The organism is Pantoea sp. Ap-967 (assembly GCF_011752565.1).
Lineage (GTDB): Bacteria > Pseudomonadota > Gammaproteobacteria > Pseudomonadales > Pseudomonadaceae > Aquipseudomonas.
The window spans coordinates 77,338-91,489 of the sequence record NZ_VWXK01000004.1 but is presented as its reverse complement, the minus strand read 5'-3'; the positions used below and the strand labels follow the sequence as shown (position 1 = coordinate 91,489).

12 protein-coding genes are annotated in these 14,152 nt (G+C 64.3%); 7 read left to right on the top strand and 5 right to left on the bottom strand.

Annotated elements, in window-relative coordinates; genetic code table 11:
* Positions 1-55: 55 nt before the first annotated feature.
* Positions 56-910 carry an RHS repeat-associated core domain-containing protein gene (locus tag F3J45_RS06060; RefSeq protein WP_167058894.1) on the top strand — a complete coding sequence of 285 codons (855 nt, stop codon included), beginning with the start codon at positions 56-58 and terminating at the stop codon, positions 908-910.
* Here F3J45_RS06060 and F3J45_RS06055 read toward each other — a convergent pair.
* Complete coding sequence (locus F3J45_RS06055; protein ID WP_167058891.1) at positions 879-2,096, bottom strand: glycosyltransferase family 1 protein; 1,218 nt, start codon at positions 2,094-2,096, stop codon at positions 879-881. The genes F3J45_RS06060 and F3J45_RS06055 overlap by 32 nt on opposite strands.
* Before the next feature lie 177 nt (positions 2,097-2,273).
* Here F3J45_RS06055 and F3J45_RS30370 point away from each other — a divergent pair, with 177 nt between their 5' ends.
* Positions 2,274-3,590 carry a PAS domain-containing methyl-accepting chemotaxis protein gene (locus F3J45_RS30370; protein WP_167058888.1) on the top strand — a complete coding sequence of 439 codons (1,317 nt, stop codon included), beginning with the start codon at positions 2,274-2,276 and terminating at the stop codon, positions 3,588-3,590.
* A gap of 54 nt (positions 3,591-3,644) precedes the next feature.
* Here the strand turns inward: F3J45_RS30370 and F3J45_RS06045 are convergent, their stop codons facing one another.
* Together F3J45_RS06045 and cysZ are read right to left on the bottom strand one after the other, a co-directional pair.
* The gene (locus tag F3J45_RS06045; protein WP_167058885.1) at positions 3,645-4,055 is read right to left on the bottom strand and encodes a hypothetical protein; all 411 of its coding nucleotides are present in this window, start codon (positions 4,053-4,055) and stop codon (positions 3,645-3,647) included.
* A gap of 93 nt (positions 4,056-4,148) precedes the next feature.
* Positions 4,149-4,877 (bottom strand): sulfate transporter CysZ, encoded by a 729-nt coding sequence (gene cysZ, locus F3J45_RS06040; protein ID WP_167058882.1) that lies wholly within the window; start codon positions 4,875-4,877, stop codon positions 4,149-4,151.
* 330 nt (positions 4,878-5,207) lie between these two features.
* On the opposite strand from cysZ, the gene trxB reads away from it, so the two are divergent.
* Positions 5,208-6,170 (top strand): thioredoxin-disulfide reductase, encoded by a 963-nt coding sequence (trxB, locus tag F3J45_RS06035; RefSeq protein WP_167058880.1) that lies wholly within the window; start codon positions 5,208-5,210, stop codon positions 6,168-6,170.
* 156 nt (positions 6,171-6,326) lie between these two features.
* Here the strand turns inward: trxB and nadC are convergent, their stop codons facing one another.
* Complete coding sequence (nadC, locus tag F3J45_RS06030) at positions 6,327-7,175, bottom strand: carboxylating nicotinate-nucleotide diphosphorylase (RefSeq protein WP_167058877.1); 849 nt, start codon at positions 7,173-7,175, stop codon at positions 6,327-6,329.
* Between the two features lie 244 nt (positions 7,176-7,419).
* Between nadC and F3J45_RS06025 the strand changes: the two genes are divergently transcribed.
* The 4 genes from F3J45_RS06025 (at position 7,420) to F3J45_RS06010 (ending at position 13,286) form a co-directional block, all read left to right on the top strand.
* Positions 7,420-9,573: a DUF1631 domain-containing protein gene (locus F3J45_RS06025; protein WP_167058874.1), complete on the top strand. Its 2,154-nt coding sequence runs from the start codon at positions 7,420-7,422 to the stop codon at positions 9,571-9,573.
* A 95-nt stretch (positions 9,574-9,668) separates the two neighbouring features.
* Complete coding sequence (gene ampD, locus F3J45_RS06020) at positions 9,669-10,235, top strand: 1,6-anhydro-N-acetylmuramyl-L-alanine amidase AmpD (protein WP_370526321.1); 567 nt, start codon at positions 9,669-9,671, stop codon at positions 10,233-10,235.
* Positions 10,232-11,062 carry a regulatory signaling modulator protein AmpE gene (gene ampE / locus F3J45_RS06015; protein WP_167058867.1) on the top strand — a complete coding sequence of 277 codons (831 nt, stop codon included), beginning with the start codon at positions 10,232-10,234 and terminating at the stop codon, positions 11,060-11,062. Before ampD ends, ampE begins: the two co-directional genes overlap by 4 nt.
* 211 nt (positions 11,063-11,273) lie before the next feature.
* Positions 11,274-13,286: a methyl-accepting chemotaxis protein gene (locus tag F3J45_RS06010; RefSeq protein WP_167058864.1), complete on the top strand. Its 2,013-nt coding sequence runs from the start codon at positions 11,274-11,276 to the stop codon at positions 13,284-13,286.
* A gap of 87 nt (positions 13,287-13,373) precedes the next feature.
* On the opposite strand, the gene F3J45_RS06005 is transcribed toward F3J45_RS06010, so the two are convergent.
* A complete protein-coding gene (locus F3J45_RS06005; RefSeq protein ID WP_167058861.1) occupies positions 13,374-14,150 on the bottom strand; it encodes a TatD family hydrolase in 777 nt (258 codons plus the stop codon).
* Between the last annotated feature and the right edge of the window lie 2 nt (positions 14,151-14,152).

Below are 14,152 nucleotides of genomic sequence, written 5' to 3'. Positions count from 1 at the left end.
GGGTATCCGGGTTGCCAAACTGCAATCCGGGTAAACGAAAAGCGGAGACTGGCAAATGCTACGTAAGCTGTTTTACCAGCACGAACGCCTGGCATTGATAGCGCAAGTTTTGCAGCAGCGCCGCTTGATGGGCAGTGAGGTGCAAACCCATGCAGTGCTGGTAAACACAGCCCAGACGAAGCCCGTCGTTTTGTTGGCCTGCGATACGTTGCGCTCGGTTCTGCAAAGTGACTCGCAGTGTGAAGTGCTACTGCATCGCTACACGCCGTACGGCCACCAGCCGCCACAACCCACATTACCCGGTTTCACCGGGCAGGTTGCTGAGCCTGTTACAGGTGGGTATCTCTTAGGCAATGGCTACCGCCTCTATAGCCCGAGCCTGATGCGTTTCATAGCCCCGGACAGCTGGAGCCCGTTCGCAAAGGCGGGAATCAACCCCTATGCCTATTGCAAAGGCGACCCGATTAATAACTGTGATCCATCAGGGCATATCAAAAGCCCGATTAAATTATTCAATACTGCTGCAAATAGAGCAGTTAAAGTCGTGGCCTATGAATATGTGAAAGCTACGAAGGGGCAGGGCATTCTGAATAAAGTCATGGCGTTGGGTGATCCAGCCAAGCGGCCACGGGGTATTGAACTCAGTGCCGCCGAGGCCAAGGTTGGCAAGCGGATAGTGACAGACGAACTTAAGTTCGCACATGAATCTTACAACGCGCTTGCAAAAGAATCGCTCGCGCCACTAGGAGGTAAGATCATTTTTGATGAGTCCGAGAGTTATACTGGACTCATTATTGAAAATAAAATGCACTCACTCAGCGTTCGTATCTCACGGCTCGAAAGCGCGAGGGATTACTTGAGTAAAGGCACGGGTGCTCCTACACGCGAGTCGAAGGAGATCCGGGTTTGATGTTCACGGGCGCCGCATCGCTGTTCGCCTGCCGTGAACCAGCGCTTTGCGTCGCAGCAATCAGGTGATGTTCAAACTCTTCGACAATCGCCGGCCAACCCTGGCGGCTGGCGTGCTGGCGGGCGTTCAGGCGCACCCTGCGCAGGGTTTCGCCTTCCTCCAGCAGCCAGCAGGCCGCATCGATGAAGGCCGCCTGGTCGCCCGGCATGGCCAGTGCACCAGTGTGGCCGGGGCGGATATGCTGGGCGGCGGCGGCTTCGTCGAAGGCGACCACCGCAAGGCCCGAGGCCATGGCTTCGAGCACCACATTGCCGAAGGTTTCGGTCAGGCTCGGGAACAGGAACAGGTCGCCGCTGGCGTAGTGTTCAGCCAGCGCCTCGCCGCGCTGGGCACCGCAGAACACCGCATCCGGCATTTGCTGTTCAAGGGTTGCGCGTTGCGGGCCGTCACCCACCACTATCAGGCGCAGCCGCCGCTGTGGATAACGTTGTTGCAGCGCCTGCAGGCAAGGGTGCAGCAGGGCCAGGTTCTTTTCTGCGGCCAGGCGGCCGACATGCAGCACGGCAATGTCGTCCGTCGCCAGCCCCCAGCTGTCGCGCAAGGCCTGGTTGCGCCGGGCCGGGTTGAACAGGCCGGCGTCGACGCCACGGGCCATCAATGCCAGGCGTTCGAAGCCGCGGCGCTCCAGCTCCAGGCGTTGGCTGGCGCTGGGCACCAGGGTGGCGGCGGTGCGCCGGTGGAACCAGCGCAGGTAATGGGTGAGCAGGCGTGCCAGCAGGCCCAGGCCGTACTGGCCGGAGTATTGCGGGAAGTTGGTGTGAAAGCCGCTGACCACGGCAACCCCCAGGCGCCGCGCGGCGCGCAGGGCACTGAGCCCCAGCGGGCCTTCGGTGGCGATGTACAGCACGTCGGGCCGCTGCCGGCGCCAGCGGCGCAGCAGCTTGTGCATCGACACCTCGCCCCATTGCAACCCCGGGTAGCCGGGCAGGGCCCAGCCACGGCACAGCAGCACGTCCTGGTCATCGGCCGCGGGCAAGTCGTTGGCCTGGCGTGGCCGCACCACTTCTACCCGATGGCCGCGCTGTCGCAAGCCCTCGCTGAGGCGGCCAAGGGTATTGGCCACGCCGTTGATTTCAGGTGGGAAGGTTTCGCTGACAAGGGTGATGCGTAGGGCGGGTGTATTCATGAGAAAAAGTCTCCGCCTGCTTGGTTGCGCCTATGTGACACCCATGTGACGCGCAGGTGACGCCTGATTCCCGGCACCGGGCCTGCATGAATAAATCTTTGCAGCGCACTCAAGAGCCAAGGCCAGCAGCCGATGAAGATGCATCGAAATCGGGTGATGCGCTCGGGGAGAGCGGTGATGTTCAACAGCAAGCTCAAGAAAGAAATCCAGCAACTGCGTGAAGAGCTGATGGCCGTCGAGCAGGTCAAGAACAGCCTCGACAGCGAAATGCTGGTATTGCAGCTCGACCCCCAGGGGCGTATCGAACAGGCCAATGGCAACTTCGAGAGCGAAATGCTCTACCGCGCCGAGCAACTGATCGGCCGCAACATCGAAGACATCGTGCCGGCGCATGTGAAGAAGCTCGATTTCTACCAGCGCATGAAAAGCGCCATCAGCCGTGGCGAGCACCTGAACGGCGCCTTCCGCCTGCTGCGGGGCAACGGCCAGGAAGCCTGGCTGCGCTCGATCCTGCAGCCGGTGAAGGCGGCCGACGGGCGCATCCAGCACTTCACCATGCACTCCAGCGACCTGACCCGCACCATCGAAACCTCCCGTGAGCACGAAAGCCTGATCAAGGCGCTGATGCGCTCCACCGCGGTCATCGAGTTCAACCTCAATGGCGAGGTGCTGACCGCCAACGACCGCTTCCTGCACGCCGTCGGTTATAGCCTGGAACAGGTGCGCGGCAAGCATCACCGCATGTTCTGCGAACCTGAAGAGGCCAATTCGCCAGGTTACCAGGCGTTCTGGGAGCGCCTGCGCCGCGGCGAGTACGTGGCCGACCGGTTCAAGCGGGTAGATGCCCACGGCCGCACGATGTGGCTGGAAGCTTCCTACAACCCGATCTTCGACGCCCACGACGTGCTGTACAAGGTGGTGAAGTTCGCCACCGTGATCACCGACCAGGTCAACCAGGAACAGGCCGTGGCCCAGGCGGCAGACATCGCCTACACCACCTCGCTTGCCACCGACGACAGCGCGCGCAAGGCCACCGACGTGGTCACCCAGACCGTGGAAGTGATGCGCGGGCTGGAAGGCTCGATGCAGGACGCCGCCGAAGGTATTCAGGCGCTGGACAAGCAGTCCAAGGTGATTGGCGCGATCATCAAGACCATCAGCGACATCGCCGGGCAAACCAACCTGCTGGCGCTCAACGCGGCCATTGAAGCCGCCCGCGCCGGTGAACAGGGCCGTGGCTTTGCCGTGGTTGCCGACGAAGTGCGCCAACTGGCCTCGCGCACCAGCAGCGCCACCGAGGAAATTGCCAAGGTGGTGCAGCAGAACGAGCAATTGGCGCAAGCAGCGGTGGACATCATCGACACCAGCAAACGCCAGGCCGAGCAGGGGTTGGCGTTGGCAGCCGATACCGGCGGAGTGATCGTAGAGATCCAGGAAGGGGCGAAGAAAGTGGTGGATGCGGTTGGGCAGTTCTCCAACCAGCTGGGCCATTGACCCAACACGCAAAAGGGGCCGTGGCCGGCCCCGATCAAGCGCAGGCCTGTACCTTCAACCCTTGGCTTCAGTTTCCTTGATGTGGTCGTAGACGAAGCCCATCACGGCGCTGACAAGGTCTGCATCAAGGTCCAGGCTTGCTTCTCGGCTGGTCGTGTAGGCGGCCGAGTAGAAGCCACCACCGGTGCCGAACTGGGTTGAAGCACGCTCATTGTCCAGCACGGCTTGCGTCATGATCTCCACCAACGACTTGCTGTAGTCGATCACGCCGTCCACAGGGTGGCCGGTGAAGTAGATCTGATCGTAGGGGTGTTGCACCTCGTTGGCTTCCAGCAGCTGGCGCAAGCGCCACTTTGCGCGATGCTCTGCAACCACTGTACCTTGGCGATGAGCCTCGATACCCGCCAGCTCGATGAAGTCGTTCGGCTTCACGTCGGTGAACTCGATTGCCTTGAATGTTGCCATTTTCAATCTCCTGATTTCCGACAAAGCCGCGCAAGTGCGGCCTTGGGAGACCATTGGAAATGAAACGAGGCAGGGCCCGGCGCTACATGTGTACTACGTGCGCTCGCGCACATAAAACAATGTAGCCCCCGCCACCGCTGCTGGCATCATCAGCACGTTCACCCCCGGAATGAGCAACGCCAGGTAGGTAATCCCGCCAAAGCCCATCGACTGCCAGCGCTTCTGCCGCAGCCAGGCGAGCATGTCTTGCCAGCTCATCTTGTTGTTGTCTGCCGGGTAGTCGATGTACTGGATGGCCATCATCCACACGCCAAACACCAGCCACAGCGGTGCAGCCACCACGTTCACCACCGGGATCAGCGACAGGATGAACAAGCCGATGGCCCGTGGCAGGAAGTAGCCGAGCTTGCGCATTTCACGGCTGAAGGTGCGCGGCACCATGGCCACCAGCTCGCCCCAGCTGAACGCCGGGAACGGGTCTTTACCGCGCACCACCACCTCGACCTTTTCCGCCAGGAAGCCATTGAACGGCGCAGCGATGACGTTGGCCACCAGGGTGAAGGTGAAGAACACCATCAGTACCAGCAAGGCGACGAACAGCGGCCAGAGGATATAGCTGAGGAAACTCAGCCAGCCCGGCAGGGTGGGCATCAGCGCATCGAGCCACAGGCTGAACTCGTGGCCGGCGAAGTAGATCAGGCCACCGAACAGCAGCAGGTTGACCGCCAGCGGCAGCAGCACGAACATCCGCAGGTTGGGGCTGAGCACCAGTTTCAGGCCTTCGCGCAGGTACTGGGGGCCGGAGAGGACAGGGGCTTGCATCGGGACACTCCGCAGAGAAGGGAAAACGCGCTGACCTTACCGAGTTTGCCGCGCCGACGAAAGGCGGCCGCGCATGAAGAAACCGGCTGTAACAAAAGCTTCGACGCCTGCGCGGTGGGTGAAATTCTCAAATAGAGGTTACCTATGAGGTGGATTGTCGAAGGATATTTCCTTAATCTCTGCCACCTCGCTACAGTGCGCTCAACGTTCGGTTTGTGGACCTGCGCGTTGTAGCCCTTCCCCAAGTGCTGCGTGGGTCCTTTTTAATGCTCGGCTGGCGCAGCCGGTACACCGTGCCGGCCCCTGCGGCCCGCTCGACAGGAGTTCGACATGTCTGAAGTACGTCATTCGCGCGTCATCATCCTCGGTTCCGGCCCTGCCGGTTACAGCGCCGCGGTGTATGCCGCCCGCGCCAACCTCAAGCCGCTGCTGATCACCGGCATGCAGGCCGGCGGCCAGCTGACCACCACCACCGAAGTCGACAACTGGCCGGGCGACCCCCACGGCCTGACCGGCCCGGCACTGATGCAGCGCATGCAGGAACACGCCGAGCGCTTCGAGACCGAGATCGTCTTCGACCACATCAACGCCGTCGACCTGGCCAACAAGCCCTACACCCTGCAGGGTGACAGCGGCACCTACACCTGCGACGCGCTGATCATCGCCACTGGCGCCAGCGCCCGTTACCTGGGCCTGCCGTCGGAAGAAGCGTTCATGGGCAAGGGCGTTTCCGCCTGCGCGACCTGCGACGGTTTCTTCTACCGCAACAAGCCGGTGGCCGTGGTGGGCGGTGGCAACACTGCCGTGGAAGAGGCGCTGTACCTGGCCAATATCGCCAGCAAGGTGACCCTGGTACACCGCCGCGACACCTTCCGTGCCGAGAAAATCCTGATCGACAAGCTCAACGCCCGCGTGGCCGAAGGCAAGATCGAGCTCAAGCTCAATGCCACCCTGGACGAAGTGCTGGGTGACAACATGGGCGTAACCGGTGCGCGCCTGAAGAACAACGATGGCAGCAGCGACGAAATCAAGGTCGACGGCGTGTTCATCGCCATTGGCCACACCCCGAACACGTCGCTGTTCGAAGGCCAGCTGACCCTCAAGGACGGCTACCTGGTAGTCAACGGCGGCCGTGAAGGCAACGCTACCGCCACCAACGTCGAAGGCGTGTTCGCTGCAGGCGACGTGGCCGACCACGTTTACCGCCAGGCGATCACCTCGGCCGGTGCCGGCTGCATGGCCGCCCTGGACGTTGAGCGCTACCTGGACGGCCTGGCCAACGCCGCGTTCTGATCCGGCAGTGTTTGGGCCGCCTTGCGGCCCTTCGCGGGCAAGCCCGCTCCCACAGGACAATGGTAAAACCTGTGGGAGCGGGCTTGCCCGCGAAGGGCTGCAGAGCAGCCCCAGAAAACCGGCCATCTGGCCGGTTTTTTCATGCCCGCGATTTATTCACAGGCTAAGGCGCATGGACAGGTCTACCGCCTTCACATCCTTGGTCATCGCACCAATCGAGATGTAGTCCACGCCGGTTTCGGCAATCACCCGCAGGGTGCTCTCGTTAACCCCGCCGCTGGCCTCCAGCTTGGCCTTGCCCGCGTTGATGCGCACCGCTTCGCGCATTTCATCCTGGGTCAGCTCGTCGAGCATGATGATATCGGCCCCGGCATCCAGCGCCTGGCGCAGCTCATCCAGGCTTTCCACTTCGATTTCCACCGGCTTGCCCGGTGCGATGCGGTGCGCCGCTGCCACGGCCTCGGCCACGCCACCACTGGCGGCAATGTGGTTTTCCTTGATCAGAAAGGCGTCGTACAGGCCGATGCGGTGGTTATGGCAGCCACCGCAGGTCACGGCGTATTTCTGCGCAAGGCGCAGGCCCGGCAGGGTTTTGCGGGTGTCCAGCAGGCGCACCTGGGTGCCTTCGACCAGGTCGGCCAAAAAGCGCGCGCGGGTGGCCACGCCCGACAGCATCTGCAGGAAGTTCAGCGCGCTGCGCTCGCCGCTGAGCAGCGAACGGGCCGGGCCTTCGAGGTGGAACAGCGGCTGGTTGGCCATGGCGCGCTCGCCATCAGCAACCTGCCAGTGCACCGCTACCCGTGGGTCGAGCTGGCGGAATACTGCGTCAACCCAGGCGGTGCCGGCAATTACGCAGTCTTCGCGGGTGATGATGGTGGCCTTGGCCAGGCGCTCGGCCGGAATCAGCTGCGCGGTGATGTCGCCACTGCCGATGTCCTCCAGCAGTGCGCGGCGCACGTTGGCTTCGATCTCGGCAGTCAGGTCGGCAAGGCGTAGGTTCGGCATGGTCGGCTCCACAAGCTAGATGCCGGCGATTATAGGGCAGGGGGCGGCGCTGTACAGCCGCTTGCCGACCGACCTTTGGTCAGGCCGATTGAGCATTCGTTGTAATCCAATGTCATTAACACGCCTGGTAAGAGGTGCTAGCAGCAGTAGGCTTTTTTACCGATAATAGCGCCCAGTATTTGGCGTCATAGCTTTGACGATTGTTCTCGACCTATCGAACGAGTTACCCAGCAAGGAGTCCGGGATGCAGAAAGACGGCAAGGTGGTGCCCCTGGCAACCGCCCTTGAGCGCGGTGCGCGCACGCCCTTGCCCTGCCTGCCGGTGCTGCTCCTGCAAGTGCGTGACAAGGCCGCCATGCAGTTGCGCCAGGGCTTGCAGGCGCTGTTCGACAATGCCGACGATACCCTGTTCGAAATGGCCGACCGGGCCAGTGACCGCTTCGACCAGAACCTCTATTTCGAAGCCATGCGCGACCTGCGCCTGAAGCGCAAGAGCATCGAGCGCGGCTTCCTGGATATTTTCTACGACAGCTTCGCCCGCATGGGCCAGGCCGACCCGCTCGGCGCCCTGGGCCAGGCCGGGGCGGCGCCAGGCCATGTGCAGCCCGAGCGTGCGGCAGCGATCGAGGGCATGCTGGCGCGAGTGCTGTCACGCGATGGTATTGCCCTCGGCCACCTGGGCTTGCGCCTGCAGAACTTGCTGGAGCGGCGAGTAGACGAGCGGCACAACCCGCTCGGCCCCGCGGCCCTGTGCGGGTATTTTCTCGATGCCGGGCGAAACCTGGGGGTAGGCCCGCGGGTCAAGCTGGTGTTGCTCAAGCTGTTCGAACGCTACGTGTTGCGTGACATCGACGTGCTCTATGGCGAAGCCAACCAGTTGCTGGCTGCGGCCGGGGTGCTGTCGGAGCTACAGCCAGCGCCACGCCGCCGCGCCGAGGACCGTCGGCTGAATTCGCGCAGGGTTTCGGCGAACCTGGCGGTTGAAGATGCCCTGGGCGCCGACAGCGCCGGGCAGGCTTTCATCGAGTCCCTGCAAGGGTTGCTGGCGCCCTCGCGCGGGCGTGTGGCGCCGCGCCTGCAGGCGGTGGCCAGCGCCCAGCCCATCAGCACCGCCGACCTGCTGCGCCTGCTGACGCACCTGCAGCACTACGTGCCGGCGGCCATCGACGAGGACGACTTCGACCTGGGCCAGCAGCTTGAGCAGCTGCTGCTGCGGGTCAGCGTGCGCAGCGGCACCCGCCGGCGCATCGCCATGGCGGACGAAGACATCATCAACCTGGTCGGGCTGCTGTTCGCCTACATGGAAACTGACGACAACCTGCCGCAGAGCCTGCGCGCCCTGATCGCGCGCCTGCACATCCCATTGCTCAAGGTGGCGCTGCTCGACAAAAGCCTGTTCAGCCGCGCCAGCCACCCGGCGCGGCGCCTGCTCAATGAAATTGCCAGTGCCGCCATTGGTTGGGAAACCGGCAGCGAAGGCCTGCGCGACAGCCTGCATTTGCGGGTGGAGCGGGTGGTGCAACGGCTGCTCAACGACTTTACCGAAGACGCCGCGCTGTTCAGCGAGTTGCTGGAAGATTTCCTGGCCTTCAGCCAGGACGAGCGCCGGCGCAACGAATTGCTCGAACAGCGTACCCGCGACGCAGAAGAGGGCCGCGCCCGCGCCGTGCAGGCGCGCCAGCACGTGCAGCAGGCCCTGAACCTGCGCCTGCGCGGGCGCTTGTTGCCCCAGGCCGTGGTGCAGATGCTGGTGCACGCCTGGAGCCAGGTGTTGTTGTTGGCCTGGCTCAAGCATGGGCAGGCATCGCCCGCCTGGCAGCAGGCCCTGGCGACCATGGACACGCTGCTGGCCAGCATCGCCCCGCAGGCCGATGCCCAGGCCCTTTTGCAGCAGGTGCCGGGGTTGCTCAAGGCCCTGCGCGAAGGGTTGGCCAGCGTGGCGCTGGACTCGCAGGCGACCCGTGAATTCTTCCTTCAGCTGGAGCAGCTGCACCTGCGCGCCTGCGCCCCGGGCGAGCCTGCTGGCGATGACATCGAGCGGGTCTGGGTGCAGGAGGACATCGTGCTGGCCGTGGCTGATGAGTCTGCCTGTGCACCGCTGCAGCCGCTCGATGAGCCCATGGCCGAGCTGCGCAGCGTGCAGCGCTTGCGCATCGGCGCCTGGGTCGAAGTGCTCGACGACGACGAACCCCTACGCTGCAAGCTGGTGGCACGCATCGACAGCAGCGACCGCCTGGTGTTCGCTAACCGCACCGGCATGAAGGTGCGCGAATGGAACAGCGCAGGCCTGGCCCGGGCGGTGCGCCGGGGCGATGTGCGAGTGCTCGATGACGGCCTGCTGTTCGAACGGGCGCTGGAAACCGTGCTCGAAGGCTTGCGCCAGCAGCAGGTGCACTGAGCGGCGTTATTACAATCATTCACATGCACAGCGGTGCGAGCCCAAGGCATACTGCAACCCTGTACCCGGCGTTTTTCAGGATCTGCCCCATGCAATTGGACCGTGCCACGGGCTGGTTCCACGGAATCGGAATCACCCACTGCCCCTCGCCGAACTTCAATGCCCGCCCCGACGGCGAAGCCATTTCCCTGCTCGTCATCCACAACATCAGCCTGCCGCCTGCCTGTTTCGGCACCGGCAAGGTCCAGCAGTTCTTCCAGAACCGCCTGGACCCAAACGAACACCCGTACTTCGCCGGCATCCAGCACCTGACCGTGTCGGCCCACTTGTTCGTCGAGCGTGACGGTGCGGTGACCCAGTTCGTGTCGCTGCTCGACCGCGCCTGGCACGCCGGGGTGTCGTGTTTCGATGGCCGCGAGGGCTGCAACGACTTTTCCATCGGCATCGAGCTCGAAGGCACTGACGATTTGCCTTACACCGATGCCCAGTACCAGGTGCTGGAGCAACTGACCCGGCATATCCGCGCGGCCTGGCCGGCCATCGACCTGGGCCGCATCCAGGGCCACAGCGACATCGCCCCGGTGCGCAAGACCGACCCTGGCCCGGCATTCGACTGGCCGCGCTACCGCAATGCGCTGACGCACAATGAGGGCAAGGCATGAGTTTTCTGGTGTTGTTACTGGCGCTGTGGGTGGAGAAGTTTTCGGCCCTGCGCCACCAGGTTCAACGCGATGGTTTCTTCTTGGGCGAGCTGGTGCGCCTGGAGCGCAGTGGCAAGGTCGACCCCTGGTGGACGCTGACGATTCTGATTCTGGCGCCGGTGGCCGTGCTGGTGCTGCTGTTGCACGTGCTGGAACCGGTGGCCTATGGCTTGCTGGCTTTGCCGGTTCACTTGCTGGTGCTGGTCTACAGCCTGGGGCGCGGCGATGCCAAGGCTGCCCTGGGGCCGTTTCGCGACGCCTGGCGACGGGGAGATGACCAGGCTGCGTTGCATGTGGCCGAGCGTGACCTGGGCCTGCAGGCCGAGGAGCCCCACGGCTTGCTGGTGCGGGTGCAGGGCCACTTGCTGTGGCAGGTGTACCAAGGGTTTTTCGCCGTCATTTTCTGGTATTTCGTGCTTGGCCCCGGTGCTGCCTTGGCCTACCGCCTGCTGGCCCTGACGGCCGAGCACGGCAAGCAGCCGGGGCTGCGCGCCCGTGCCGAACAGCTGCGGCATATCCTGGACTGGCTGCCGGTGCGGGTGCTGGCGGTGAGCTTTGCGCTGGTGGGCAATTTCGTTGCGGTTACCCGGGTGATGCTGCATGAATTGCTCAATGGGCACATCAGCGCTGCGCACTTGGTGGCGCGGGTTGGGCGCATTGCCGACGATATTCCTGAGGAAGAAGATGCCCAGCGCGGGCTGGGGCGGTTGGACAGCCTGTGGGAATTGCTGCTGCGCTGTGCGGTGCTGTGGTATGCCGGGTTTGCCCTGTGGACGGTGCTGGTTTGATGTGCGGGCGCCGCTGGCGCATCGCGAGCTTCGCTCGCTCCTACCAAAGCCCAACACTGCCCCGGTAGGAGCGAGCGCTAGCTCGCGAAGCGCCGCGCCAGCGGCGCCCCCAACGGTTAACCTTAAGTTACAAACCTCCGATTCGATCTGCGTTATACAGATGGCCTAGTGCTATCCCCGCAGAACAACAAGAATCCAAGGAGGTGCCCCCGTGAAGCGTCTGCTCTACCCGGCCATCGCACTGATGAACCGCCTGAGCTTCGGCCAGAAGTTCAGCCTCATCAGCGTCCTGTTCTTCCTGCCCATGCTGGCCACCAGCTTCTACCTGGTGCGTGACGCCTACCAGCAATTCCACAGCACCGGTTCCGAACTGCGCGGCATCGCGCCCCTGGCCGGCAGCCTGGCCCTGCGCGCCGACCTGGAAGCCCTGGGCAACCTGCTGCAGGTCAACGCCGTGCTCGGCCAGTCGGGCCAGCCCGGTGACCTGGAGCCGCGCATCGCCGCGCTGCAGGACAAGGTCCAGGCGCAGTTGCAGGCGCTGCAGGGCAGCGAAGCGGTGCCCCAGGCCAAACTCGATGAACTGGCCACTGCCTTCACCCGCGCGCGCAACGAGTCGTCCTTGCAGAACAAGACCGCGCTGTTCGACAAGCTGCTGGCCCAGGCCCAGATGCTCGGCAAGCAAGTGGCAAGCCAGGCGGGCCTGAGCCAGGACAGCCAGGCCTCGGTGCGCCAGCTGGGCGAATTGATCACGGTCGCCACCGCACAGGTCACCCAGGCCCTGGGCGAAGGCCGCGCGATGGGGGCGGTGGCCCTGGGCCGCGGCTTCATCGACTCCTCCGGCAGTGCGCGCTTCGAAGACCTGCTGCAGCGCCTGGAGCGCCTGGCGGCGGACTACGCATTGCGCCTGGACGACGCCCTGGCCAGCGACCCCGGCGCCGAGGCCCGGTTGGCGGACGTGGCCCAGGCCAGCCAGGCGACGCTCAAACAAGCGGCGGCCTTTTTCGAGGATCAGGTGGTGGTGGCGCAAGCACTCGATGCCCCTTGGCCGGCGTTCTACCAGCACGTCAGCGAGTTGATGGCACACACCTACCGGCTGAACGACGCGACCCTGGACCACCTGCAGGCCCAGTTGCAGGCGCGCCTTGCCGAGCAGCGCCTGCGCATGCTTGGCCTTGGCGCAGCGCTTGCCGGTGCCTTCGCGCTGATCCTCTACCTCTACGGCGGCTTCTATGCCTCGACCCGGGCCACCCTGCGCCGGCTTGGCGGTGCTATGGACCGGGTTGCCGCGGGCGACATGACCGTCACCTTCAAGGCCCACAGCCGCGATGAACTCGGCGACCTGGGCCAGGGCTTCAGCGAAACCGTGCGGCGCATCCGTGGCCTGATCGAGCAAGTGGGGCTCACTGTCGTGGCGGTTGAAGCACAAGCCGGGCAGGTGCTGGCGGTGTCTGCCCGCAGCAACCAGGCCGTGAGCGGCCAGCGCGAGCAGATCGAACAAGTGGCCACGGCCATGAACCAGATGAGCGCTACCGCCCAGGAAGTGGCACGCAGCGCGGCCTTGGCGGCCGAAGGCGCGCAGCAGGTCAACCAGGAAAGCGCCACGGGCCGCTCCCTGGTACACAGCCAGCAGGGCAGCATCGGCCGGCTGGCGGCGGAAATCGACCAGACGGTGCTGGCGATCAACCAGCTGGCAACTGACAGCCAAGCCATCGGCCAGGTGCTGGAGGTGATTCGCAGCATTGCCGAGCAGACCAACCTGCTGGCGCTCAACGCCGCCATCGAGGCCGCCCGGGCCGGCGAGCAGGGGCGTGGCTTTGCCGTGGTTGCCGATGAAGTGCGTACCCTGGCCAGGCGTACCCAGGACTCCACCGCGCAGATCGCGCAGATGATCCAGCGCCTGCAGGAAGGTGTGGGGGCGGCGGTGCAGGCCATGGGCAGCAGCCACCAGATGGCCGCGGGTACCGTCGATGAAGCGCGCCAGGTGCAGCAGGCGTTGGGCAACATCCTGGGGGCGGTGGGTGGCATCGTCGAACAGAACCAGCAGATTGCGGCGGCGGTGGAGCAGCAGACGGCAGTGGCCCATGATATCGACCGCAACATCGTGGCGATCAACCGAGCCGCCCAGGACACCACCCAAGGGGCCTGCCAGACCGAGGATGCCAGCCGGGCGTTGTCGGTTCAGGTGGTGGAGTTGAAGCGGTTGATCGGGGCGTTCAGGGTTTGAGGAGGTAGCCTGTTCCGGCCCTTTCGCGGGGCAAGCCCGCTCCTACAGCCTGTGTAGGAGCGGGCTTGCCCCGCGAAAGGGCCGGCACTACCAGCCAAAAACCTCACAGGCATTCCGGCTGCTGGCCTCAGCCAGCACTGCAACCTCAACCCCAATCAGCTCGGCCAACACCCCGGCAATCTCCGGCAAATGCTCGGGGCTATTGCGCTCCCCGGCAAACATCGCCGGCGCCATGTCGGGCGAGTCGGTCTCCAGCACGATGCTTTCCAGCGGCAGGCGCGCAACCGTCTTGCGCAAGCGCAACGCCTGCGGCCAGGTCGCCGCGCCACCCAAACCCAGCCTGAAGCCCAGCTTGATGTACTCCCGTGCCTCCTCGAAGCTCCCGGCAAAGGCATGGATTACCCCACCTCTGGCCAGTTTGTAGCGCTTGAGCGTGGCGATCACCTGGGCATGGCTGCGGCGCACGTGCAGCAGGGCCGGCAACTCGAAATCGCAGGCCATCTGCAACTGTGCCTCGAACAACGCCTGCTGGCGCTCCTTGTCCAGGTCTTCAAGGTAGTAGTCCAGGCCGAACTCGCCCACGGCGCACAGCCGCGGGTCACCGCGCAGCCGTTCCAGCCACTGGCGCAATTGCACCAGGTGCTCTGGCCGATGCTGCTCCAGGTAGACCGGGTGCAGCCCCAGCGCCGCATGCACGCTGCCTTCGGCGCAAGCCAGGTCCCACACCCGCTGGAAGTTCGCCTGGTACACCCCCAGCACCACCATCCGCTCCACCCCGCGCGCCGCCGCGTTGGCCAGCAGGCGCGGGCGGTCGGCGTCGAACTCGGGGAAGTCCAGGTGGGTGTGGGTGTCGATCAGGCGCATGG